Source organism: Aquihabitans sp. G128, assembly GCF_019048865.1.
Lineage (GTDB): Bacteria > Actinomycetota > Acidimicrobiia > Acidimicrobiales > Iamiaceae > Aquihabitans.
The window spans coordinates 2,400,936-2,423,667 of record NZ_CP077604.1 but is presented as its reverse complement, the minus strand read 5'-3'; the positions used below and the strand labels follow the sequence as shown (position 1 = coordinate 2,423,667).

The window sequence follows — 22,732 nt, the reverse complement described above, 5'->3', positions numbered from 1 at the left end:
CGAGGCGGGCACCCGCCCAGCGCCCTCGGCACCGACTGGTAGAAACCGCCCATGGGTGCGACCTCCACCGCCATGGTCCTGGCGGCCGAGCGGCAGTACACGTGGACTGCGATCAGCGGGGTGGCGGCGGCCATCCTGGGCTTCAGCGCGCTGGGCGCCTGGCGCAAGAAGTGGGAGGTCGACGACACCCCCACCTCCACCTGCCGTGGCGTGTTCGTCGGGCGCAACGAGGTGGTGGGCCAGGCGGTGCCGGTGGGCCAGGCCATCACCACGCCGTTCTCGGGCACCCAGGCGGTGTGGTTCCAGTGGCACCTCGAGCGCTACCGGTCCGACGACGACGGCGGCTCGTGGGTCACCGTCGAGAAGCGGGCCACCGCCGCCCCCTTCTGGATCCAGGACGACACCGGCCGCATCCTCGTGCGGCCCCGCGGCGCCGAGCTGGAGAGCGAGCAGACGCTCTGCAACGGGCTGGGTCGCAACTTCGCGCCGCCGTACAGCCGGTGGCAGCTACGCCAGTGGGTGCTGGTGGGCGAGGACGTGCAGGAGCGCCAGCGCAGCCTGGCCGACGCCTCGTTCCTGGAGCAGCCGGTGGCCAGCAGCTGGTTCAAGCAGGGCACCGCCGAGCCCATCTGGGAGCTCAAGGGCCGCTGCCGCATCACCGAGCACGTGCTCCGCGCCGGCCAGCCCATCTACCTGCTCGGCGACGCCACGCCTCGCACCGACGCCACCGGCCTGGAGTTCTCCGGCAGCGCCGAGGGCGACCTGATGATCACCACCAAGTCCGAGGAGGAGGTGGCCAGCTCCACCGGTTCCACGGCGCAGGTGAGCGGCTTCCTGGCCCTGGCGATCTCGTTCGCGTTCGGCCTCCTGCTCAGCCACGCCGTCACCGGCTCGATCCACCTCGCCTGGCCCATCGGGCTGGTGGCCGCCGAGCTGCTCGTGCTGTTCCTCATCACGCTGGTGCGCAACTACAACCGGCAGGTCACCGTGAAGGAGCAGGCGGCCAAGGCCTGGTCGATGATCGACGTGAGCCTCCGCCGTCGAGCCGACCTGCTGCCCAACCTGGCCGCGGTGGCCGAGGCCTACGCCAGCCACGAGCAGGACGTGCAGGCCACCGTCGCCGGCCTGCGGGCCGACCACGCGCTGCCCGCCACCGAGGTGCTGCCCCAGGACGCGACCCTGGTGGCGGCCGAGGCGTCCGACCGCGGCCAGCGGGGCGCCGCCGCCCAGGCCGTGGCGCTCGCCGAGGCGTACCCGGACCTCAAGGCGAACACCGTCTTCGTCGACCTCATGCGCCGCATCACCGACGCCGAGGAGTCCGTCGCCTCGGCCCGCACCTTCTACAACGACGCCATCAACGTGCTGCGCGACCGGCGCCAGCAGTTCCCCGGCAACCTGTTCGCCCGCATGGTCGAGGTGCCGTCGTGGCGGCTGTTCGAGGCCGACGAGGCCGACCGCCGCCTGCCCGACGCCTCGGTCGCCCCGGCGGCGGCCGACCACCCGGACGACCCCGACGGCCCCCCACGGCCCCCCTCGTCGGTGGCGACGCCGGCGCGCCGGTGCAGCCGCCGTCGATCCCCGCGCCCGAGCCGCCCGAGGGCCACCTGCCCCCGCCCCCGGCCGCCCCCGGCTCGGCCTTCTGAACCACCCCGACCCACCCCCGACGCACCCCTCCTCCTCCAACTTGTGGGCCCACGCCGCCGTCCGCGGCGGTCTGGGCCCACAAGTTCGGGGGTGGGGCCGGCGCCGGTAGCGTCGGGCGATGGCCATCGCCGACGCGAAGTACGTCTCGTTCACCACCTACCGCCGCAACGGCGAGGCGGTGTCGACGCCGGTGTGGATCGCGCCGCTGCCCGACGGCCGGGCGGCCTTCACCACCGCCGCCGAGTCGGGCAAGGTCAAGCGCCTGGCCCACACCTCGGCGGTGTCGCTCCGGCCGTCGGACGCCCGGGGCAAGGTGGCTGACGGCTCGTCGGCCGTCAGCGCGACCGCGGTGGTGGTCACCAGCGGCCCCGACCACGCCGCAGCGGTGCAGGCGCTGCAGGGCAAGTACGGCATCCAGTTCCGCCTGGTGCACCTGGGCTCGTCGCTCAAGTCGCGCTTCGGCCGCGGCGAGAACGCCGCGGTGATCGTCTCCTTCGGCTGACCCGGCGCCGGGCGGCCGGAGCGGGCCCGAGCGGCCGGGACCGACCGGCTCGGCTCAGCCCTGCGCGGCGTGGGCGTCGAGCACCAGGGCCACCGTCGCGGTGACCTTCCGTCCGGTGGGCAGGTGCAGGAACTCGTTCGGGCCGTGGGCGTTCGACGCCGGCCCCAGCACGCCGGTGAGCAGGAACTGGGCGTCGGGGAAGCGCTCGCCGAGCATGCCCATGAACGGGATGGAGCCGCCCTCGCCGAGGCTGCGGGCGGGCTGGCCGAAGGTGGCCTCGCTGGCGGCGGCCATGGCCTCGGCCAGCCACGGCGCGGTGGCGGGGGCGTCCCAGCCGGACTCGGCGCTCTCGACCACGACGGTGGTGCGGGCGCCCTGGGGCACGTCGCCGGTCAGGGCGGAGACCACCGCGGCGCCGGCGGTGGCGGCGTCGACGGTGGGCGGCAGGCGGAACGACAGCGAGAGCGTGGTCGACGGGCGCAGCACGTTGCCGGCGGTCTGCACCGGCGGGAGGCCGTCGGCGCCGATGACGGTGAGGGTGGGCTCCCACGTCTTGGCGGCCAGCTGGGCGGCGGGCTCGGAGGCGGGGACGGTGGGCCGGGCGCCGTCGACGAACGGGTACGACGACGTGAGCGCGCTGCCCAGGTCCCGGGCCACCGCGGCGATCTCGTCGACCCGGCCGGTGGGCACGTCGGCCCACAGCTCGGACACGAGGATGCGGCCGGTGTCGGCGTCCTCCACCCGGTCGAGCAGCCGGCGGGCGATGCGGAAGGTGTCGGGCACCACGCCGCTGGCGCTGCCGGAGTGGACGCCCTCGGTGAGCACCTCGACCTCGAGGGTGATGCCGAGCAGGCCGCGCAGCGACGTGGTGGTCCACAGCCGCTCGTAGTCGCCGCAGAACGAGTCGAGGCACACCACCAGGCCGGGCGTGCCGATGCGGGGCGCCAGGTGCTCGACGTAGGAGGGCAGGTCCGGGCTGCCGGACTCCTCGCTGCACTCGATGAGCCCGACGCAGCGGGCGTGGCGTCCGCCGCCGGCCTGCACGGCTTCGATGGCGGCCAGCGATGCGTAGGCCGCGTAGCCGTCGTCGGCGCCACCCCGGCCGTAGAGGCGGTCGTCGACCACCACCGGCTCCCACGGGCCCAGGCCGTCGCGCCAACCGGTCATGGGCGGCTGCTTGTCGAGGTGGCCGTAGAGCAGGACGGTGGCGCTGGGGTCGACGCCGGCGGTGGCCGGCACCTCGAACCAGAGCAGCGGCGTGCGGCCGGGCAGCCGGACGACCTCGACCGACAGGCCCTCGATCGGCCGCTCCCGGGCCCAGGCGGCGGCCGCGTCGACCACGGCGTCGAGGTGGCCGTGGTCCTCCCAGTCCGGGTCGAACGCCACCGACACGGCGGGCACGCGGATGTAGTCCTCGAGGGCGGGTTGGATCTGCTCGTCCCAGGTCCGGCGGGTGTGCTCGACGGCGGCGATCGGGTCCAGGGCCATGGGCCGAGTGTCGCAGGCGGGGCCGGCCGGGGCGCACCGATCGCCCGTCCGGGCGCGACCCAGGTCGCCGGACGTGGTGAACTACGGACCTCCCCTTGCTGGTCGGGCCCTGTAGGAGTGCACGTGGAAGCCACCCCCTCCCTCCGTCGTCGCACCGCGATCGTCGTCGTGGCCATCGCCGCGCTGCTCGCGTCGTGCGGCGTCGACGTCTCCAGCGACGGCGGCGCGCCCAAGACCGGCGGCAAGGGCGACGGCGGCGTCATCGGCTCCGACATCACGCCCACCACGGAGGCCGCGCCCACCACCACCACGCCGCCGCCCACCGACATCGACGTCGCCAACGACGACGGCTCCGAGCTGAACAAGGTGGCGGTCAACGCCATCGCCGACCTGCAGGACTTCTGGGGCACCGAGTTCCCGAAGGTGTTCGACGGCGACGAGTACCAGCCCGTCTCCGGCGGCTTCTTCGCCGTCGACTCGAGCTCGGACCCGAAGACGCTGCCGTGCTCGCCGCCCGACCTCGACCAGGTGCTCTACAACGCCTACTACTGCCCCACCGACGATGCCGTCGCGTGGGACCAGGAGGGCCTGTTCCCCGACCTGTCGAAGCAGTTCGGCGACTTCACCATCGCCGTGGTGCTGGCCCACGAGTGGGGCCACGCCATCCAGGCCCGGGCCAAGATCGAGGAGCCCACCGTGGTCCTCGAGCTCCAGGCCGACTGCTTCGCCGGCGCCTGGGTCAAGCACGTGAGCGACGGCGAGGGCCGCTTCTCGGTCACCACCGAGGACCTCGACAACGCCCTCGCCGGCATCCTCTCGCTGCGCGACGCCCCGGGCTCGAAGGCCGACGACCCGAACGCCCACGGCTCCGGCTTCGACCGGGTGGGCGCCTTCCAGGACGGCTTCGAGGAGAGCGCCTCGCGCTGCGCCGAGTACACCGACGGCGACCCCGCTCCGTACCAGTTCCCCTTCACCACCCAGGACGACCTCGACAACGCCGGCAACCTGCCGTTCAGCGCCAGCACCGACAGCGACGGCAACGAGGTCGAGGGCATCGACACCCTGGCCTTCGAGTCGCTGGAGCTGTACTGGAAGGACGAGTTCCCCAAGATCAGCGACGGCAAGGACTGGACCCCGCTGAAGGCCGCCAAGGCGTTCTCGCCGAGCGACCCGCCGAGCTGCAACGGCGAGACCGTCGACCAGTTCCGGCTCTTCTACTGCGTGCCGGACCACTACGTGGGCTTCGACGCCGAGGAGACCCTGCCCGAGGCGTACAAGCTCGGGGACTTCGCCGTGGGCGCGCTGTTCGGCACCCAGTACGGCCTCGCCGTCGAAGACGAGCTCGGCAGCCAGCCCGACAGCGAGCGCACCGCCACCCTCCAGGCCGACTGCTACACCGGCGCCTGGGCCGGGGCCCTGCTGCCGACCGCCGAGACCAACCAGGGCGAGGAGCTGCCGTTCGGCCTGATCCTCTCGCCCGGCGACCTCGACGAGGCGGTCACGGTGCTGCTCACCTTCCGCACCGACTCCGACCGCGAGCGCCAGGGCCCGGGCTTCGAGCGGGTCAAGGCGTTCCGGGCCGGCGTGGTCCGCGGGGCCGACACCTGCGGCGAGGTCAAGGCCAGCAGCTGACCCGTCGCCCTTGACCCGGGGGTCAAGCGGAGCGGCGCCGAGCGGCGTACGGTCGGCGCCGTGATCGACGACGCCAAGATCGAACGCCTCCTCGCCCGGGTCCGCCAAGAGGTCGACGAGGGCCTGTCGCCTGCCGTGCAGATCGCGGTGGCCCAGGACTCGAAGCTGGTGGTGGACGCCACCTTCGGCGCGCCGGACGACAGCCGGTTCATCGTCTTCAGCGCCACCAAGGGCTTGGTGGCCGCCGCGTTCTGGCAGCTGATCGACCGGGGCGACGTGTCCATCGACGCGCCGGTGGCCGAGTACCTCCCGTCGTTCACCACCAACGGCAAGCAGGTGGTGACCGTCGAGCAGGTGCTGCTGCACACCGGCGGCTTCCCCTACGCCCCGCTCGGCCCGCCGAAGTGGGACACGCGCGAGAGCCGCCTGGAGGCGTTCGCCAAGTGGCGCCTGACCCTGGTGCCCGGCGAGACCTTCATGTACCACCCCACTGCGGGCCACTGGGTGCTGGGCGAGATCCTGGCGGAGGTCACCGGCCTCGACCACACCGACGCCATCCAGCAGCTGGTCACCGACCCGCTCGGCCTGCCCCGCCTGCTGGGCATCAAGCCCGACGGCCGGGCCGGGATCGTGGAGACCGTCGGCGTCGGCGCGCCGCCCACCCCGGCGGAGATGAAGGAGGCGTTCGGCTTCGAGATCGACATCGCCGCCCTCATCCCGCCCGACGTCGCCCTCGGCGCCCTGCTCACCCTGAACGACCCGGCCGCGCAGGAGCTCGGCGTGCCCGGCGGCGGTGGCGTCATGCGCGCCGCCGACCTGGCGATGCTCTACCAGGCGTTCCTGCACGACCCGGCCGGCTTCTGGTCCGAGGAGATGCGGGCCGACGGCACCGGCAACGTCCGCAACTCGCTGCCGGACCTGTACGGCGTCCCGGCCAACCGGACGCTGGGCCTGGTGGTGGCCGGCGACGACGGCCACGCCCACCAGCGCGGCTTCGGCCGCACCGCCTCGCCCCGCTCGTTCGGCCACAACGGCGCCGGCGGCCAGCTGGCCTTCGCCGACCCCGACTCCGGCCTCAGCGTGGGCTACGTCACGGCCGCCCTCGACCAGCACCTCATCCGCCAGAACCGCCGCGACACCGCCATCGCCTCCCTCGCCGCCGACCTCCTGGCCGACTGACCCGCGCCGCGTGCCAGCCGGGTCCGCCGACGGTGCGACACTCGCGAGGTGGGCGAGCGGACCTGGCGGATCGATGCGGGGGTGGCGCGGGACCTGGCCGAGGCGCTGGGCTGGGCCGGCGGCGACGGGCCGGCGGCGCTGGCGGTGCGGCTGCCCGAGCGGGTGCCCACCGGGTCCACGGCCAAGCTGGCCGCCGTGGCCGCCGGCGAGGTGCCGCCGGGGGCCGACGTCGACGCCCTCGCCAAGCAGGTGCTGGCGCACCAGCTCGCCATCGGCTCGGCCCCGCCGGGCGGCGCCCCCTCACCGTCGTGGTCGTGCTGGGTGCTCGCCACGGTGATGGCCGCGCTGGTCGACTACGCCGAGGTGGGCCCCGTGCGGGTGGCGGCCACCCGGCGGATCGACGAGGGCGCCCCCGTGGTCGACGTGCACGCCGCGGTGGTGGCCGACGTCGAGGGGACGACCTGGGCGTGCGACCCGTTCTTCGGCATCGGCCTGCCGATCCCGACCGCGCCCGACGAGGTGGTGGAAGGCACCGCCGGCCCGTGCTGGGCGGCGCTCGGCCCGGAGCCCGACCACGGCTGGGACCTCTCGGTGCGGCTCGACCACTGGGGCACCACGCTCCGGTACCGCGTCCTCGGCCCGGCCCTCGATCGCGGCGACGTCCACGCCCTGGCCGCGGTGTCGGTGACCCACACCGGGGTGGCCAACCGCCCCTTCGCGCGCCTCCACGTCGACGGCCGCGTGGTCGACGCCTCGTGCGACGAGGACGGCCACGGGCGCTTCACCGACCACCCCGCCGCCACCGAGGTCCTGCCCACCTGGGCCGACGCCGTCGACGCCTTCGCGGCCCGCACCGGCACCCGTCCCACCTGACCGGCGAGGGTCGGAGATCACCCTCGGCGGGGTCCGGCGGCCGGGGCCGGCGTGGCAGACTCGTTGCTCCCGTGCGTGACCTGGCCCACCCCTCCGCAACCCGGCGATGACCCGCTCCATCCGGCTCCGGCCGTGGCAGAAGGCCGCCTTCGAGAAGTTCGTGGCCAGCGACCAGGCCGACTTCCTCACCGTGGCCACCCCGGGCGCCGGCAAGACCACCTTCGCCCTCACCGCGGCCCGCCACGTGCTGGCCCAGGACCCCCGGCGGCGCCTCGTGGTGGTGGCCCCCACCGCCCACCTGAAGGTCCAGTGGGCCCGGGCCGCGGCGGCGTTCGCCCTGCACCTCGACCCGGCGTGGTCGGCGGCCGACGGGCGGTTGCCGAGCGACATGCACGGCATCGTCACCACCTACCAGCAGGTGGCGTCGAGCGCCGAGACGCTGGCCACCGTGTCCCGGGACGCCTTCGTGGTGTTCGACGAGATCCACCACGCCGGCGACGACCGGGCGTGGGGCGAGTCGGTGCGGGTGGCCTTCGAGGGTGCGGCCCGCCGCCTGGCCATCTCCGGCACGCCGTTCCGCTCCGACACGCGAGCCATCCCGTTCGTCAACTACGTGCTCGAAGAGGCCACGCCCGACTTCGAGTACGGCTACGGGGAGGCGCTCGCCGACCGCCGGGTGGTGCGGCCGGTGTACTTCCCCCGCACCAACGGCCACATGGAGTGGACGGAGCCGGACGGCTCGCTGAACGCCGCGCCGTTCGACGACGCCCTCGACCAGGCTCGCTCCAGCCAGCGGCTCCGCACCGCCCTCTCGGTCGAGGGCGAGTGGCTGCCCACCGTCCTGCGCGAGGCCATCGCCCAGCTCGAGAAGCTCCGCGCCGACCAGCCGAACGCCGCCGGCCTGATCATCGCCACCGACCAGGACCACGCGCGCGGCATCGTCCGCATCATGCGGGAGCGCTTCGGCCAGCAGGCCACCGTCGTGCTGTCGGACGACCCCGACGCGTCGAACCGCATCGCCACCTTCGCGTCGGGCACCGATGCCTGGCTGGTGGCCGTCCGCATGGTGTCCGAGGGCGTCGACATCCCGCGGCTGCGGGTGGGCGTCTACGCCACCACCACCACGACCGAGCTGTTCTTCCGCCAGGCCGTCGGCCGCTTCGTGCGGTGGACGCCGGGCGTGAAGGACCAGAAGGCGTACCTGTTCATCCCCGACGACCCCCGCCTGCGGTCCCGGGCCTTCCAGATCGCCGACCAGCGTCGCCACAGCCTCCGCAAGCGCGAGACCGACCGCTTCGAGCGCGACGAGGCCGCCCTCGACCTGCAGGGCGAGGAGGAGCAGCTGTCGCTGTTCGCCGCCCTCTCGGCGGTGGCCACCGAGCACGAGACCCACAACAGCTGGGACGCCGACGACGTCGACGACGACTTCGAGCTGACCCTGGACGACGACCCCACGCTGGTCCTCGACCTCGCCCCGCCGCCCCCGTTGGCCGGTGACCGCCGCTCGCTCGACGAGCTGGGCGTGGCGTTCGGCGGCGACGCCGCCCGCACCCGCCGCGAGGAGAAGAAGCGCCTCCGCGAGCAGAACAGCGAGCTGGTGATCCTGCTGGTGCGGCGCACCGGCCAGACCCACGCCCAGGTCAACGCCGAGCTCAACCGGCTGTCCGGCGTGGGGCGCATCACCGAGGCCACCGTGGCCCAGCTGCGCAAGCGCCTCGAGGTGGCCGAGCGCCTGGCCAAGCGCTGAGCGAGCCGGCCCGCAGCCGGCCCGCAGCGGGGCCGCCGCTCAGGTGGCGGGCAGCTGGAAGCGCTGGAAGAACTTCCAGATGAAGTCGGTGCCGTCGATGGTGTCGTCGGTGGGACCGACGATGTTGGCGATGCCCTTGGAGAACTCGCTGCCGGGCCACGAGTGGCCGGCGCCGACCTCGATGTCGAACTCCACCGGCGAGTCGGCCGGGCACTCCCAGGTGCGCTGGATGACGCTGGCGGTGAGGTCCTGGTCGGTGGGCTCGCCGGTGCAGCCGTCGAGCTTCGCCCAGGCCGCCGCGGCGGCGGGGTAGCCCTTGCCGTTCAGGTCCGCCTTCGGCGGCTCGGTCTTCTCGTCGCTGCCGCCGAGCAGGCCGCTCAGGTTGGCCACGCCGCCGTTGAACAGCAGGATCGGGTCGGCCGTGCCGTGGAAGGTGAGCACCGGGATGGGCCGCGACGGCTTGCAGCCCTCCGGCACGGTGAGCCCGGCCACCGGGGCGATGGCGGCGATGCGATCGCCCATCACGCAGGCCAGCGTCGACGACATGATCGCCCCGTAGGACAGGCCGGTGGCGTAGACCCGCGACGTGTCGATGCAGTGCCGGGCCTCGACCTCGTCGAGGACGGCGTCGAGGTAGACGAGGTCGGGGTTGGCCTTGCGGTCGAGGCCGACGTCCCACTTCACCGGCTTGCCGCTGCCGTGGGGGAAGACGGCCACGAAGCCGTGCTCCTGGGAGTAGGGACCGAAGCCCGACATCTGGCTGTGGATCTGGGCGCCCTCGAGCAGGCCGTGGAGGTCGAGCACCAGGGGGCGGGGGGTGTCGCCGTCGCCGCCCGGGGTGGAGATCAGGTAGAAGCGGCCGTCGCCGATGGGCTGCTTCGCCAGGCTCAGCTTGGCGCCGTCGGCGGTGTCGCAGCCCGACGAGCGCACGGCCTTGCCGGGGGCCACGGCCCCGGCGGCCACGCCGGTGGGGACGGTCGTGGTGGTGGCGGCCGGCGCCGCGGTGGTGCTGGCCGGGGCGGTGGTGGTGCTGGTGCCGCTGCTGCCGTCGGACGAGCTGGCCCCGCCGGAGTCGCTGCCGGAGCAGGCCGCCAGCACCAGGGCGAGGGCGACGAGGGGGAGCAGGGGGCGGCGCAGCAGGTGGGGCACGGCGGGGGAGCGTACCGGAGCGTGACCGACGTCGCTGCGGCGAGGGGGGTGTCAACGATACGCTTCCGATATATCGTGACTGCATCGCAAACGAGAACGACGAAAGGTTGGACACGATGTTCGACGAACGCAGCAACCGGGGCCCGTGGGCCTCAGCAGAAGGTGGCCGCCGCCGGGCGGCCTACGACGAGACCGTGGCCGAGGGCGGGTTCCCGGCGGACCGCTTCGGCGGCCGGGGCCCCCGAGGTCGGGGCGGCCGCTTCGGCGGCGGTCCCCGCGGCGGCCCCTTCGGAGGCGGCATGGGCGGCTTCGGTGGGGGTGGCTTCGGCGGCCCCCGCGGCCGGGGCCGGGCCCGTCGGGGCGACGTGCGGCTGGCGATCCTCGCCCTCCTCGCCGAGCGCCCCATGCACGGCTACGAGATGATCCAGGAGCTCGGCGAGCGCACCAACGGTGCGTGGACCCCCAGCCCCGGGTCGGTGTACCCCACCCTCACCCTCCTCGAGGAGGAGGGCCTGGTCACCAGCGAGGAGGTCGAGGGCAAGCGCCGCTTCGACCTCACCGACGAGGGCCAGGCCGCCGTCGACTCCCGGGAGGGCCCGCCCCCGTGGGAGCAGGCCGGCCTGGGCGCCGAGCCGGTGGTCCTCGAGCTCCGCGAGGTGCTCGGCTCCACCATGGCGGCGGTGAAGCAGGTCTTCCAGGCCGGCAGCACCGCCCAGCAGGCCAAGGCGGTCGAGATCCTCACCGAGGCTCGCCGCAAGATCTACGAGGTCCTGGCCGCCGAGGCCTGATCCCGTCGATCCCCGCACCACCGGAAGGGCCCACCGCCAGCGCGGTGGGCCCTTCCGCGTGCGGCGGCCAGCTCAGGACCGGGCGGCCCGGCGCAGCACCTCGGCGCTCGGCCGGACGTTGCGGTCGCGGTCCATGAGGCCGAACGAGACGTCGTAGCCGTGGAGCCACTCGTAGTTGTCGGTTGCGGTCCAGTGGAACAGGCCCCGCACGTCGATCCCCTTCGCCAGCGCCTCCTGCACGACCTCGAGGCCCCGTTCCAGGTAGGCGGCGCGCTGGGCGTCGTCATCGGTGCCGAGGCCGTACTCGGCCACCAGGATCGGCGCGCCGGGCACGGTGGCGTGGAGCCGGTCGAGCACCCGGCCGAGGCCGTCGGCGTCGATGCCGTAGCCCAGCGGCGACCGGGGGGCGTCCGCCGGGTACGCCACCATGGCCCCCTCGGCGATGCCCATGGTCGTGTAGAAGCTGAAGCCGATCAGGTCGAACGAGCCGGCGAGGTCGGGCCGCTCGATGGGGTCGCGGCCGGGCACGCGCAGCACCCCGTCGCGGTAGAGCCCCAGGCCCGCCTCCCAGTGCAGGTCGGTGAGGAAGGACGCCAGGCTCAGCGTCCGCGGATCGTCGTCGAGCGCCTCGAAGCCGGTGAGGCCGAAGATCGACGACACCGGGGCACCCGTCTGCTTGAGCCGCACCGCGGCCTCGGCGGTGGCCAGCTGGAGCTGCTGGCTGACCGTGGCGCACTCGTCGTAGCTGTCGTGGCCGGGCGGCCACCCCCGGCCGAGGTAGGCGGCGAAGGGGTAGTAGTTGGTCTCGTTCACCGGCTGCCAGCCCCGCACCAGGTCGCCGAAGGTCTCCGCCACCCAGTCGACGTGGCAGGCCCAGTGCTCGGTCCGGTTGGCCGCCACCAGGAACCCGCCGAGCTCGGCGAACCAGCGGGGGAGGCTGAAGTGGTGCAGGCACACCCAGGGCTCGATGCCGGCGTCGAGCGCGGCCTGCAGCACGGCGCGGTAGTGGGCCACGGCGGCGGCGTCGTGGCGGCCCTGTTCGGGCTCGACGCGCGCCCACTCGATGGAGATGCGGTGGTGGGGGAGGCCGAGCTCGGCGAGGATCGCGAAGTCCTCGGCGTAGCGGGTGGCGAAGCCGTTGCCGTCGCCCGAGATGGGGGCGTGGCCGGCCCGTTCCCAGTCGTACCAGTCGGAGGCGGGGGCGGCGCCCTCGCTCTGGGTGGAGGAGGCACCGGTGCCCCAGAGGAACCCTTCGGGCCAGGTGGTCATGGGGTGAGCCATTCTCGGAGGCCGTCGACGTAGCGGCCGACGACGGCCACCAGGTCGATGGCGGTGGGATCCATGAGCCACTGGACCTCGAGGCCCATGATCGTGGCGATGACCTCGGTGCCCAGCTGCTCGACGTCGAGGTCGGCCCGGACGAGGCCGAGGGCCTGGTCCTGGGCCAGCACCTCGCGGGCCAGGCCGCGGGCGTAGCGGTAGCGCTCGACGAAGAAGTCGTGCAGCGGGTCGCCGGGGTCGAGGTTCTCGGCGGCGAGCACCAGGTACAGGCGGGCGAGCACGGCGCGGTCGACGACGAACCGGGCGACCTGGTCGAGGTGGAACACCGAGGCGTGCTCGCCCAGCGAGCCGAGGTAGGCCTCGTGCTCGGTGGCTTCGCGAGCGGCGACCACCTCTTCGAGCAGCCGCTCCTTGGTGCCGAAGTAGTAGAGGAGCCCCGGGTGGGTCATGCCCACGCGGTCGGCCAGCTCGGCGATGCTCGTGCCCCGGAAGCCCTTGGCGGCGAACAGCTCGACGGCAGCGGCGATGATCTGCTCGCGCCGGGCCTCGCCGCGGGTCTGGCGGGTGCGGTCATCAGCGCCGGCCCGTGCGCGGGGCCTGGACCTGGCATCGGGGGCAGCGGTGGTGGGTTCGGGCATCGGTCGTCCTGGAGCCGGGCGGGGCACACTTCTACAGGTCTGTAGAATCTGCGCGCGAGCGACCGCCGTCAAGGAACTTCTACCGATCGGTAGGAGAACGTCGCCTGACCTGCGGGGCGCTCAGCCGAGGCAGGCCTCGACGGCGGCGAGCAGCGCGGCGGTGCGCGGATCGGGTTCGGGGGTCACCAGCATCTGGTTGGCCACGTGGCTGAAGGCGATGCCCCGCTCGGGCGTGGCGAAGGCGATGGAGCCGCCGGCGCCGTCGTGGCCGAAGGACCCGCCACCCAGCATCGGCTGGCGGGGGAACGGGCGCATGAAGCCGGTGCCCCAGCTGGCGCCGGCCACCTCCTCCCCCCACGGCGCACCCGTCGAGCGGACCTCCGAGGCGGCGGCCACGGTGTCGGCCTGGAGCAGGCGGACGCCGTCGACCTCGCCGATGGTGGCGGCGTAGAGGCGGGCCAGCGACCGGGCGTTGGTGATGCCGTTGGCCGCCGGCAGCTCGACGCCGTGGCCGGCCGGGTCGTTGACGCCCACCTCGTCGCCGGCCATCAGCGTCGGGAACAGACCGTTGAGCGTGAGGGCTCGCCACGGCAGCGAGCCCGTGGGCAGCACCAGCTCCACCAGCTCGGCCGGCACGTCGATGGGCTGGATGGGCGCGACCCGTCCTTCGAGCTCGGGCGGCAGGCCGATCCACAGGTCGAGGCCCAGCGGCCCGGTGACCTCGCGGGCCACGAAGGTGCCGATGCTCTCGCCGGTGACCCGCCGCACGATCTCGCCGAAGGTCCAGCTGAACGTGACGGCCTGGTAGGCGTGGGCCGATCCCGGGGCGAACAGCGGCGCCTGGGCCGCGAGGCGGGCGGCCATGCCGGCCGGGTCGGCGACGTCCTCCATGGTGACGGGACCGTCGACGACCGGCAGGCCGGTGCGGTGGCTCAGCACGTCGCGCACCGTCGTGGCCTCCTTCCCGGCGGCGCCGAACTCGGGCCAGTACTCGGTCACCAGCGCGTCGGGGTCGAGCTGGCCCCGCTCCACCAGCATGTGGGCCACGATCGACGACACCCCCTTGGTGCAGGAGAACACGATGGCCACCGTGTCCCGCGTCCAGGGCGCTCCGCTGCGGGGATCGGCGATGCCGCCCCACAGGTCGACCACGGGCTGGCCGTCGACGTAGAGCGCGCAGCTCGCCCCCACCTCGCCGTGGGCGAAGCCGGCGGCGAAGGCGTCGGCCACCGCCTCGAACCCCGGCTCGGTGGACCCCTCGACCTGCGGCTGCTGCGTCATGGCGGCGAGCGTAACGACGACGCCGAGCAGGCGAGCAGCGATCGCACGACCGTCCTACCATCGCCGCAGGGGAACCGAGCGAAGGGTGGTCGACGTGCTCGACATCGTGATCAAGGGCGGCACCGTGGTCGACGGATCGGGGGCGCCGGCCTTCGTGGCCGATGTCGCCGTGCGCGACGGGCGCATCGTCGCCGTCGGGTCGGTGACCGAGGAGGCGGCCCGCACCATCGATGCCACCGGCCTCCTCGTGACCCCGGGCTGGGTCGACGTGCACACCCACTACGACGGCCAGGTCACCTGGGACGACACCATGGAGTCCTCGGCCGAGCACGGCGTCACCACCTTGGTGATGGGCAACTGCGGCGTCGGCTTCGCCCCCGTGCACCCCAGCGACACCGACGCCCTCATCGACCTCATGGAAGGCGTCGAGGACATCCCTGGCTCGGCGCTGAGCGTCGGCATGCCGTGGGGCACGTGGGAGAGCTTCGCCGAGTACCTCGACGTGATCGACGCCCGGGAGTACGCGCTCGACGTCGCCGCCCACATCGCCCACGGGCCGGTGCGCTTCTACGTCATGGGCGAGCGCGGCGCGGCCAACGAGGACGCCACCGCCGACGACATCGCCGCCATGTCGGCCATCGTCGAGGACGCGCTGCGGGCCGGCGCGGTCGGCTTCTCCACCTCCCGCACCATCGGCCACCGCGCCAAGTCGGGCCGCCCCGTCCCCGGCACCTACGCCGCCGAGGACGAGCTCCTCGCCCTCGGCGACGCCCTGCGCCGCGCCGGCCACGGCGTGTTCGAGGCCATCGTCGCCGGCACCATCGGCGCGCTCGACGGCCTGGGCGGCGAGCGGGCCACGCCCATCGAGGAGCTGCCGCTTCTCGACGCGGTGTCCAAGGCCAGCGGCCGCCCGGTCACCTTCACCACCGCCCAGCTCTTCGAGGACCCCGACCACTGGCGGCTCATCCTCGACGCCTCGGCCGAGGCCAACGCCGCCGGCGCCCAGCTCCGACCCCAGGTGATCCCCCGCTCGGTCACGATCATGACCAGCCTCGACACCTACCACCTGTTCATGGACCGGCCCACCTACCTCGAGCTGGCGCACCTGCCGCTGGCCGAGCGGGTGGCCGAGCTGCGGCGGCCGGAGATCCGCGAGGCCATCCTCGGCGAGGCCGACCCCACCGAGGCGCCCACCGACTTCTCCCGCGCCATCGTGAAGGTGTTCATCCCGGCGCTGCCGCTGACCTTCTCGCTCGCCGAGCCGGTGCAGTACGAGCCCCGCATGGAGGACTCGGTCTGGGCCCAGGCCCTGGCCCAGGGCAAGGACCCGGTGGAGCACATGTACGACCTCCTGCTCGAGGACGACGGGACGGCGTTCTACGCCCTGCTCGGCTCGAACTACGTGGGCGGCAACCTCGACGCCTGCCGCGAGATGCTGCTGCACCCCGACACCGTCACCGGCCTCGGCGACGCCGGGGCCCACGTCACGCTGATCTCCGACTGCTCGGCGTCGACGTTCCACCTCACCCACTGGGCACGGGACCGCACCGCGGGCGAGCGCCTGCCGGTGGAGCTGCTGGTGCGCAAGCTCAGCGGCGCCAACGCCGAGCTCTACGGCTTCGCCGACCGCGGCACCGTCGAGGTCGGCAAGCGGGCCGACCTCAACGTGATCGACCTGGAGCGCCTCACCATCAAGTCCCCCGAGCTCCGCCACGACCTGCCCACCGGCGCCGCCCGCATCATGCAGGGCGCCGAGGGCTACGTGGCTACCCTGGTCAACGGCGTGGTCACCCGCGACCACGACCAGGACACCGGCGCCCGCCCCGGTCGCCTCGCCCGCGGCACCGCCGTACCGGCCGAACCGGTGGCGGCGGGGTAGCGCGCTGGCGGTCGATCCGTCTCGGCCGTTGGGCTCGTCTGGGATTCGCCAGGAAAGTGGCGGAAAGGTGCTCCCAGCACCGGAAAGCGTCACACCCCCTCGGTACCTTTGGGGTCATGGAAGCCGTCGTGGATCGGGAGCAGGCGGGAGCGTTGGCTGACCTGTCGCGGGCGTTGGACCGGCTGGCGGCCGTGGGGTTGGACCCGCTCGATGCGGCCGACGCACGCGCGGTGATCGGTGCGGTGGAGGTGCCGGCCCGGCGGCTGGCGGCGCTGCAGGTGGCGGTGATGGGGCGGATCCAGGAGCGGGGCCTGCACCGGGTCGATGGGCACGGGTCGGCGAAGGTGCTGGTGCGCCACGTAGCCCGGTTGTCCGACGTGGAGGCGAGGCGACGGTGGCAGGTGGGGCGGGCCCTGCGGGACCTGCCGGTGGTGGCCGAGGCGTTCGGCGCCGGCCGGGTGGGGGTGGCGCAGGTCGAGCGGATCGCCCGGGTGTGGGCGAACCCGCGGGTGCGGTCCGAGCTGGTGCGGGAGGACGCGACCGCAGCGCGGTGCGCCGCGCACGAGTCGTACGCCGCGTTCGACGAGCGGATGACCGACTTCGTGCGGCGGGTGGACCAGGATGGCACGGCGGATCGCTCGCAGGCGAGCCACGCGAACCGCACGTGGTCGATGCACCAGGACTACGACCGGGGCGGCTGGAGGGGGTCGTTCCGGATGGGGTCGCTCGAGGGCGCGGAGGTTTCGGCGGGGATGCATGCCTTGTACGAGGCGGAGCTCGACGCCGATTGGGCGGAGGCGCGGGAGCGCTTGGGTGATGCGGCGACGGGTGAGGACCTGCGCCGGACGACCGAGCAGCGGTGGGCCGATGCGTTCACGGTGAACATGCGGCGCGGGTTCGCAGCCAGCGCGGTGGGCGGGGTGGGGGCGGCGATCACCACGAACGTGGTGATCGACCAGGACACCTTCGAGCGATACCTGCGCCGCCTGGCCGGCGCGGCGGACGAGCAGGTGGCGGTCGACCTCGACGCAGCACCGGGCACGCCGGGCGCGCGGTTCCGGTGCTCGACCATCGACGGCCAGCCGCTGGACCCGAGCGAGGTGGTGGCCCAGGCGTTGGTCGGGCACCTCCGCCGGGTGGTGGTCGGTGCCGACGGCGTGGTGACCGACCTGGGCCGGCGGTCGCGGTGCTTCACCGGTCCGGCGGCGATCGCCGTCCGGCTGTCGAGCAGCCGCTGCTACTGGCCCGGCTGCGAGGTCCCGGCGTCGGGCTGCCAGATCGACCACCTCACCGCCTGGGCCGACCGCGGCGATGCCGGCAGCGGCTCCGGGGGTGGGGGATCCGGAGGTGGCGGCCCTGGGGGTGGGGGTGCGACGTGCCCGGCCAACGGTGCGCCGGCCTGTGGCCGCCACAACCGGTTGAAGGAGCACGGCTTCACCGTGACCCGCGACGCCGTCGGCCAGTTCCACGTCCTCCGCCCCGACGGCACCGAGATCCTCTAGCCCTCGCCCCGCCCAAGCACCGCCGACCCCGCCGAGCCCCGCTCGGCGGGCCTTCGGCGCGCCCCGAGCCGGAAGGGCCGCGAGCGCGGGAGCGATCGCAGCGGATCGGTGTCCTCGCCCGGAATCGAACCGGGGGCCTACCGCTTAGGAGGCGGTCGCTCTATCCGACTGAGCTACGGGGACGGGTTCCAGCTGATGCTAGAGGTCGCGACTGGTCTGGCCCGAGCCGATCGGTGCGACATCGAGGGTGCTGCGACCGCTGCGGGGCTCGGCTGGCCGGGGCCCGGTCCGGACCTCGGCTCCGGGGACCGCGGGCAGCTACCGTCCGCTGCCATGTCCACCGATGTCGTCATCGTCAGCGTTGCCCGCACCCCGATCGCCACGGCGTACAAGGGGTCTCTGGTGGGGGTCGACGCGTTCGACCTGGCGGAGGTGGCGATGGGCGCGGCGGTCGAGCGCTCCGGCATCGCGCTCGACCAGTTCGAGGACATGGGCTTCGGGGAGTCGATGCAGGGCGGCGGCAACATCGGCCGCAACGTGGCCGTGCGGCTCGGGCTCACCGGCATGGGCGGCGTGGCGACGCAGCGCTGGTGCGCGTCGGGCATGGCCGGCACCCAGTGGGTGGCCGCCAACATCGCGGCCGGGATGATCGACGTCGGCATCGGCGGCGGCACCGAGTCGATGTCGACCTCTCCCGGCACGTCGAAGCCCGGCGTCGACGGCATCCCCGGCTTCTGGATGTCGCCCGGCAACCCGGAGACGCCCGAGGCCCCGCCGTTCAACATGGCGCTCACCGTCGGCGACAACACGTCCCGGCTGGCCGGGGTGTCCCGCGAGGACGCCGACCACTGGGCGTTCACGTCGCACCAGAACGCCGTGCGGGCCATCGACGAGGGCCGCTTCGAGGCCGAGATCGTCCCGGTCGACCTGCCGGGCGGCGGCCAGTTCCTGGTCGACGAGCACCCGCGCCGCACCTCGACGCTCGAGAAGCTGGCGTCGCTGCCGGTGCTGAACCCCGACGTCGCCGGCGCCACCACCACCGCCGCCAACTCCTCGGGCCTCAACGACGCGGCCGCTGCCCTCGTGCTGTGCAGCCGCGAGTACGCCGATGCGCACGGGCTGCGGCCCCTCGCCGCCATCCGGGGGTGGGCCTCGGTGGGGCTGGACCCGGTGGAGACCGGCTTGGCGCCCAGCAAGGCCCTGCCGAAGGCGCTGGCCAAGTCGGGCATCGGCGTCGGCGACCTCCAGTCGGTGGAGGTGAACGAGGCGTTCGCCTCGGTCGCCGTGGCCTTCACCCGGGCCATGGGGCTCGACCCGTCGATCGTCAACGTCAACGGTTCTGGCTGCTCGCTCGGCCACCCCGTCGGCTGCACCGGGGCCCGGATGATCGTGACCATGGTCAACGAGCTCATCCGCGCCGACCAGCAGTGGGGTGCCGTCGCCATGTGCGCTGCGGGCGGCATGGGCTCCGCCACCGTCATCGAGCGCCTCTAGCTGCTCGCCGCACCCGGTGGCGGGCTGGGCTCAGGGCGGGGGGTTGCGCAGGAGGGGCTTGACGACCTTGCGGTCCTCAAGCTTGTTCTGGCCGTAGCTCACCAGCGGGGTGACGACGAGGGCCAGCCACGGGGTGGCGGCGGCGGGCAGGATGCCGCCCACCCACAGGGCGGCGCTCGGCGCGGCGGCGATGCCGAGCTGGACGCCGGTGCGCACGCCCTTGCGGGCGGCGTTGCTGCGCAGCGACCAGCGGGCCTCGCTGCCCCCGTCGGCGGTGGCCACCCCCGGCCCGGGCGACGCGAGCGAGCTCGCCGCCGGGCCCACGCCGGACAGGACGGCGCCGGCCTCGGCCACCGCGGCGTGGAGGCGGGCGACGTCGGCCCGCAGCTGGTCGAGGTCAGCGGGCGGCTCGGCCCCCGCGTCGTCGCGCTCGTGCCCCGATGCCCTCGCTGTGCCCATGGCGTCGCGTCCCTCCCCGTCAGCGGCCGCCGCCATCGTCGCGCACCCCGGGCCCCGCTCGGCGCGCCGTCCGAGCTCAGCGGTCGCCCAGCAGCTCGTCGAGGGCGGCGGGCGCCGAGCTGGGGCCGTGGAGCGGGGCCCAGCGGACGCCCGCGGCGCGGGCGAAGGCCTGGGCGTCGGCGGTGTCGTCGCCGGGGGTGAGCACCACCAGCTCGTCGAGGGCGTGGGCGTCGTCGAGGGGGTCGCCGCCGGCGGTGGCGCGGCAGTCCGACAGCAGGATGGTGAGCCGGCGCTCGGCGCCGGAGCGCGACAGCTGCCAGGCCGCGGCGCGCAGGGCCAGGCCGACGTCGGTGGTGCCGAAGCCGCGCAGGCGGCAGAGGTCGACCACCAGGTCGCCGGGTGGTCGGGGCTGGCCCTGCGAGCCGAGCACGATGGCCTCGCTGCCGAACGCGACCACCGAGCAGTCGTCGCCGGCCCGCAGCGCCACGGCGGCGGCGGTGACCGCCGCGGTGGCCAGGCGCTCACCGGTCATGGAGCCGGACCGGTCGACCAGCAGGCAGACGGCGGTGGCGGGCCGGCGCCAGGCGCTGACCGACAGGTCCTCGGCCCGAGGCGGGAGGCCGCCGCGGCGCGCCGCGACGATGGCGTCGAGGGAGCCGTCGAGGTCGAGGTCGCCGGCGGCGCGGTCGGCGCGGGCCCGTTCGAGGCGGCCCACCCCGCGGCGGGTGGTGCTGGTGGCCGACCGGGCGAGGTCGACCACCACCCGGGCCGACAGGCGGTGGGCGAGGGCGCGGAGGCGCTCGTCGGTGGCGCCGTTGAGGTCGGCCAGCAGGGCGAGGGCGTCATCGGGCGCCTCCTCGAGCAGGTCGTCGAACTGGCCCTCGTCGAGGGTGCCGACCTCCTTCGAGACCTGGTCGAAGCGCTGGTGGCGGGCCAGGTCCCGGCGCGAGACGGTGCGGCGGCCGGCCTCGGCCACCGCCTCCTGGGCGGCGTCGCCCTCGAGCACCTCGTCGTCGGGAGGCCGCCCGCCACCGGGCGGCGGGCTCAGGCTTTTCCCGGAGCCCCGAGGCCGTCGGCGCCCGCCGGCGCGCCGTCCGGGTCGGCCGGCCCGGCCAGCGGGGCCAGGTGCCGCAGCCACAGCTCGTGCACGATGTCCTCGGCGCTGCGGCTCCCGCCGTCGCGCACGCGGATGCGGCCCGACAGGGCCAGCTGGGCGGCGTCGAGGGTGACGTCGGCGGCGAGCGGAGCCCGCTCGCGCAGGAGCGAGAGCTCGTGGGCGAGCAGCACCAGGTCGATGGCGCCGCGCACCGACGAGCCGGTGCGGACGTCGGCGTGGTCCCGGGTGTCGCGACCGGTGGCCACCGCGGCCAGCACGCCGGCCGGGCCGATCGAAGCCGCGGCCACGGGCGCGGCGCGCTCCACGATGTCGACCTCGTCCTCGACGGACTGGTAGCCCATGGCCAGCCGGCAGCAGCGGTCGTAGACGGCGGAGGCGATGCGGGCGGTGCCCACGGCGTCGAACGGGTTCATGGCCGCGACCAACCGGAAGCCGGGAGCGGCGGTGATGCGGCCGAGCCGGGGCACGCCCAGCTCGCCCTCGCTCATCACCGTGATGAGGACGTTGAGCGTCTCCTCGGGGATGCGGTTGATCTCCTCGACGTAGAGCAGCGAGCCGTCGCGCAGGGCGCTGAGCAGCGGGCCGTCGAGGAAGGCGTCGGGCCCGTAGCCCTCGGCCAGGACCGCCGCCGGGTCGAACGAGCCGACGAGGCGGGCCGGCGTCAGCTCGGCGTTGCCCTCGACGAACTCGTAGCCGGCGTCGGTGGCCGACGCGATGGCGCGCAGCACGGTGGACTTGCCGGTGCCGGGCGGCCCCTCGAGCAGGAGGTGCCGGCCGGCGGCCAGCGCCGCGATGATCACCTCCAGCTCGCGACGGCGCCCCACCACCTGGGTGGTGAGGCGCCGCAGCAGAGCGGGACCGAACTCGGCCGTCATCGGGCCGGGGCGATCCGCCGGGTCACGAGAACTCGATGACGCCGCGGATGTTGGTGCCCTCCCGCATGGCCTTGTAGCCCTCGTTGACGTCGTCGAGCTTGTAGCGGGTGGTCACCAGCTCGTCGAGCTTGAGGTTGCCCTCGCGGTACATGGAGAGCAGCTTGGGGATCTGGTGCCGGGGGTTCATCGACCCGAAGATCGTGCCCTTCACCTCCTGGTTCATCATCGAGAGCATGAACAGGTTCATCTGCACGTCCATGGCGGCCATGGAGGCGAGGCCGGTGACGACCAGGGTGCCGCCCTTGGAGGTGAGGCCCAGGGCCGGGGCGATCATGTCGCCGGTGACCACGCCGGGGCTGAGGATGACGCGGTCGCACATGTCGCCCCAGGTGAGGCCGGGGACCTCGGCCTGGGCCGCTTCCATCGACTCGAAGGTGTGGGTGGCACCCAGCTCCATGGCCTTCTCGCGCTTGAACTCGACGGGGTCGATGGCGATGATCCGGCTGGCGCCGGCGGCCTTGGCGCCCTGCACGGCGTTGATGCCGATGCCGCCGATGCCCACCACGGCCACCGTCTCGCCGGGCTTGGTGCCGGCCCGCTCGGTGGCCGAGCCGAAGCCGGTGGCCACGCCGCAGGACACGAGGGCCACGGCGTGCATCGGGAGGTCGGGCTCGACCTTGATGAGCGAGTTCTCGCTCACGAGGATGTGCTCGGAGAAGGTGCCCAGCTGGGCGTAGCGGGCGATGGGCTCGCCCTTGCAGGTGTGGGCGATGCGCCCGTCGCTCATCATGCCGACGTCGAAGAGCTTGCCGCCCTCGTCGCACAGGTAGCCCTTGCCGCTCACGCAGCTCTTGCAGCGGCCGCAGCTCGGGATGAACGACATGGAGACGTGGTCGCCGACGGCCAGGCTCTTCACGCCCGGCCCGACGGCCTCGACGATGCCGGCGCCCTCGTGGCCGCCGATGACGGGCAGGCCCAGCGGCAGGTCGCCGGTGACCGAGTGCTCGTCGGAGTGGCACATGCCGGCGACGACCATCTTGACGAGGACGTCGCCCTCCTTCGGATCGTCGAGCTCGACGTCCTCGATGATCCAGTCGCCCCCGACCTCCCAAAGGACGGCGGCACGTGTGGTGGTAGGCATGATCTTCCCCTTGAGAATCGCGTCTTCGGTTTCCTGGGGTCGACGGTACCCCCTTCGGCGGAC

At 74.0% G+C, this 22,732-nt stretch carries 18 protein-coding genes, 1 tRNA gene and 1 pseudogene; 10 read left to right on the top strand and 10 right to left on the bottom strand.

What is annotated here, in order from left to right; translation table 11 throughout:
* Positions 1 to 51 precede the first annotated feature (51 nt).
* Positions 52 to 1,455 (top strand): annotated as a pseudogene (locus tag KSP35_RS11540) (LemA family protein); the annotation flags it as partial.
* A gap of 307 nt (positions 1,456 to 1,762) precedes the next feature.
* The gene (locus KSP35_RS24325) at positions 1,763 to 2,146 is read left to right on the top strand and encodes a PPOX class F420-dependent oxidoreductase (RefSeq protein WP_254127140.1); all 384 of its coding nucleotides are present in this window, start codon (positions 1,763 to 1,765) and stop codon (positions 2,144 to 2,146) included.
* Positions 2,147 to 2,200: 54 nt separating this feature from the next.
* Here KSP35_RS24325 and KSP35_RS11530 read toward each other — a convergent pair whose 3' ends face one another.
* A complete protein-coding gene (locus KSP35_RS11530) occupies positions 2,201 to 3,634 on the bottom strand; it encodes a M20/M25/M40 family metallo-hydrolase (RefSeq protein WP_217001943.1) in 1,434 nt (477 codons plus the stop codon).
* 123 nt (positions 3,635 to 3,757) lie between these two features.
* Between KSP35_RS11530 and KSP35_RS11525 the strand changes: the two genes are divergently transcribed.
* From KSP35_RS11525 to KSP35_RS11510, 4 genes are all read left to right on the top strand, one after another.
* Positions 3,758 to 5,266, top strand: coding sequence for a neutral zinc metallopeptidase (locus KSP35_RS11525; RefSeq protein ID WP_217001941.1), 1,509 nt, complete (start codon positions 3,758 to 3,760; stop codon positions 5,264 to 5,266).
* A 60-nt stretch (positions 5,267 to 5,326) separates the two neighbouring features.
* The gene (locus KSP35_RS11520) at positions 5,327 to 6,445 is read left to right on the top strand and encodes a serine hydrolase (RefSeq protein ID WP_217001939.1); all 1,119 of its coding nucleotides are present in this window, start codon (positions 5,327 to 5,329) and stop codon (positions 6,443 to 6,445) included.
* 48 nt (positions 6,446 to 6,493) lie between these two features.
* Complete coding sequence (locus KSP35_RS11515) at positions 6,494 to 7,318, top strand: hypothetical protein (protein ID WP_217001937.1); 825 nt, start codon at positions 6,494 to 6,496, stop codon at positions 7,316 to 7,318.
* A gap of 106 nt (positions 7,319 to 7,424) precedes the next feature.
* Positions 7,425 to 9,065: a DEAD/DEAH box helicase gene (locus KSP35_RS11510; protein ID WP_217001935.1), complete on the top strand. Its 1,641-nt coding sequence runs from the start codon at positions 7,425 to 7,427 to the stop codon at positions 9,063 to 9,065.
* A 39-nt stretch (positions 9,066 to 9,104) separates the two neighbouring features.
* Here the strand turns inward: KSP35_RS11510 and KSP35_RS11505 are convergent, their stop codons facing one another.
* Positions 9,105 to 10,214 (bottom strand): PHB depolymerase family esterase, encoded by a 1,110-nt coding sequence (locus KSP35_RS11505; RefSeq protein WP_217001934.1) that lies wholly within the window; start codon positions 10,212 to 10,214, stop codon positions 9,105 to 9,107.
* Positions 10,215 to 10,330: 116 nt separating this feature from the next.
* Between KSP35_RS11505 and KSP35_RS11500 the strand changes: the two genes are divergently transcribed.
* A complete protein-coding gene (locus tag KSP35_RS11500) occupies positions 10,331 to 11,002 on the top strand; it encodes a PadR family transcriptional regulator (protein ID WP_217001932.1) in 672 nt (223 codons plus the stop codon).
* Between the two features lie 72 nt (positions 11,003 to 11,074).
* Here KSP35_RS11500 and KSP35_RS11495 read toward each other — a convergent pair whose 3' ends face one another.
* From KSP35_RS11495 to KSP35_RS11485, 3 genes are all read right to left on the bottom strand, one after another.
* The gene (locus tag KSP35_RS11495) at positions 11,075 to 12,271 is read right to left on the bottom strand and encodes a family 1 glycosylhydrolase (protein WP_217001930.1); all 1,197 of its coding nucleotides are present in this window, start codon (positions 12,269 to 12,271) and stop codon (positions 11,075 to 11,077) included.
* Positions 12,268 to 12,921, bottom strand: a complete 654-nt coding sequence (locus KSP35_RS11490) for a TetR/AcrR family transcriptional regulator (protein WP_217001928.1) — start codon at positions 12,919 to 12,921, stop codon at positions 12,268 to 12,270. The genes KSP35_RS11495 and KSP35_RS11490 overlap by 4 nt, the downstream gene beginning before the upstream one ends.
* A gap of 120 nt (positions 12,922 to 13,041) precedes the next feature.
* Positions 13,042 to 14,202: a serine hydrolase domain-containing protein gene (locus tag KSP35_RS11485; protein WP_217001926.1), complete on the bottom strand. Its 1,161-nt coding sequence runs from the start codon at positions 14,200 to 14,202 to the stop codon at positions 13,042 to 13,044.
* A 94-nt stretch (positions 14,203 to 14,296) separates the two neighbouring features.
* On the opposite strand from KSP35_RS11485, the gene KSP35_RS11480 reads away from it, so the two are divergent.
* Both KSP35_RS11480 and KSP35_RS11475 read left to right on the top strand, forming a co-directional pair.
* Positions 14,297 to 16,081, top strand: coding sequence for an amidohydrolase family protein (locus KSP35_RS11480; protein ID WP_217001924.1), 1,785 nt, complete (start codon positions 14,297 to 14,299; stop codon positions 16,079 to 16,081).
* 116 nt (positions 16,082 to 16,197) lie between these two features.
* A complete protein-coding gene (locus tag KSP35_RS11475; protein ID WP_217001922.1) occupies positions 16,198 to 17,583 on the top strand; it encodes a DUF222 domain-containing protein in 1,386 nt (461 codons plus the stop codon).
* 109 nt (positions 17,584 to 17,692) lie between these two features.
* Here KSP35_RS11475 and KSP35_RS11470 read toward each other — a convergent pair.
* Positions 17,693 to 17,766, bottom strand: a tRNA-Arg gene (locus KSP35_RS11470).
* 150 nt (positions 17,767 to 17,916) lie between these two features.
* Between KSP35_RS11470 and KSP35_RS11465 the strand changes: the two genes are divergently transcribed.
* A complete protein-coding gene (locus KSP35_RS11465; RefSeq protein ID WP_217001920.1) occupies positions 17,917 to 19,077 on the top strand; it encodes a thiolase family protein in 1,161 nt (386 codons plus the stop codon).
* Positions 19,078 to 19,107: 30 nt separating this feature from the next.
* Here the strand turns inward: KSP35_RS11465 and KSP35_RS11460 are convergent, their stop codons facing one another.
* From KSP35_RS11460 to KSP35_RS11445, 4 genes are all read right to left on the bottom strand, one after another.
* The gene (locus tag KSP35_RS11460; protein WP_217001918.1) at positions 19,108 to 19,536 is read right to left on the bottom strand and encodes a hypothetical protein; all 429 of its coding nucleotides are present in this window, start codon (positions 19,534 to 19,536) and stop codon (positions 19,108 to 19,110) included.
* Between the two features lie 76 nt (positions 19,537 to 19,612).
* Entirely contained in the window at positions 19,613 to 20,542 is a 930-nt protein-coding gene (locus KSP35_RS11455; protein ID WP_217001916.1) for a VWA domain-containing protein, read from the bottom strand.
* 38 nt (positions 20,543 to 20,580) lie between these two features.
* Positions 20,581 to 21,528, bottom strand: coding sequence for a MoxR family ATPase (locus KSP35_RS11450; protein WP_217001914.1), 948 nt, complete (start codon positions 21,526 to 21,528; stop codon positions 20,581 to 20,583).
* Between the two features lie 22 nt (positions 21,529 to 21,550).
* A complete protein-coding gene (locus KSP35_RS11445; RefSeq protein ID WP_217001912.1) occupies positions 21,551 to 22,669 on the bottom strand; it encodes an NDMA-dependent alcohol dehydrogenase in 1,119 nt (372 codons plus the stop codon).
* Between the last annotated feature and the right edge of the window lie 63 nt (positions 22,670 to 22,732).

Bases quoted from the DNA above. Each gene is read 5' to 3' on its own strand.
- KSP35_RS24325 (WP_254127140.1), top strand. From the start codon at position 1,763: ATGGCCATCGCCGACGCGAAGTACGTCTCGTTCACCACCTACCGCCGC.
- KSP35_RS11530 (WP_217001943.1), bottom strand. From the start codon at position 3,634: ATGGCCCTGGACCCGATCGCCGCCGTCGAGCACACCCGCCGGACCTGG.
- KSP35_RS11510 (WP_217001935.1), top strand. From the start codon at position 7,425: ATGACCCGCTCCATCCGGCTCCGGCCGTGGCAGAAGGCCGCCTTCGAG.
- KSP35_RS11500 (WP_217001932.1), top strand. From the start codon at position 10,331: ATGTTCGACGAACGCAGCAACCGGGGCCCGTGGGCCTCAGCAGAAGGT.
- KSP35_RS11495 (WP_217001930.1), bottom strand. From the start codon at position 12,271: ATGACCACCTGGCCCGAAGGGTTCCTCTGGGGCACCGGTGCCTCCTCC.
- KSP35_RS11490 (WP_217001928.1), bottom strand. From the start codon at position 12,921: ATGCCCGAACCCACCACCGCTGCCCCCGATGCCAGGTCCAGGCCCCGC.
- KSP35_RS11485 (WP_217001926.1), bottom strand. From the start codon at position 14,202: ATGACGCAGCAGCCGCAGGTCGAGGGGTCCACCGAGCCGGGGTTCGAG.
- KSP35_RS11475 (WP_217001922.1), top strand. From the start codon at position 16,198: ATGGAAGCCGTCGTGGATCGGGAGCAGGCGGGAGCGTTGGCTGACCTG.
- KSP35_RS11465 (WP_217001920.1), top strand. From the start codon at position 17,917: ATGTCCACCGATGTCGTCATCGTCAGCGTTGCCCGCACCCCGATCGCC.
- KSP35_RS11460 (WP_217001918.1), bottom strand. From the start codon at position 19,536: ATGGGCACAGCGAGGGCATCGGGGCACGAGCGCGACGACGCGGGGGCC.
- KSP35_RS11450 (WP_217001914.1), bottom strand. From the start codon at position 21,528: ATGACGGCCGAGTTCGGTCCCGCTCTGCTGCGGCGCCTCACCACCCAG.
- KSP35_RS11445 (WP_217001912.1), bottom strand. From the start codon at position 22,669: ATGCCTACCACCACACGTGCCGCCGTCCTTTGGGAGGTCGGGGGCGAC.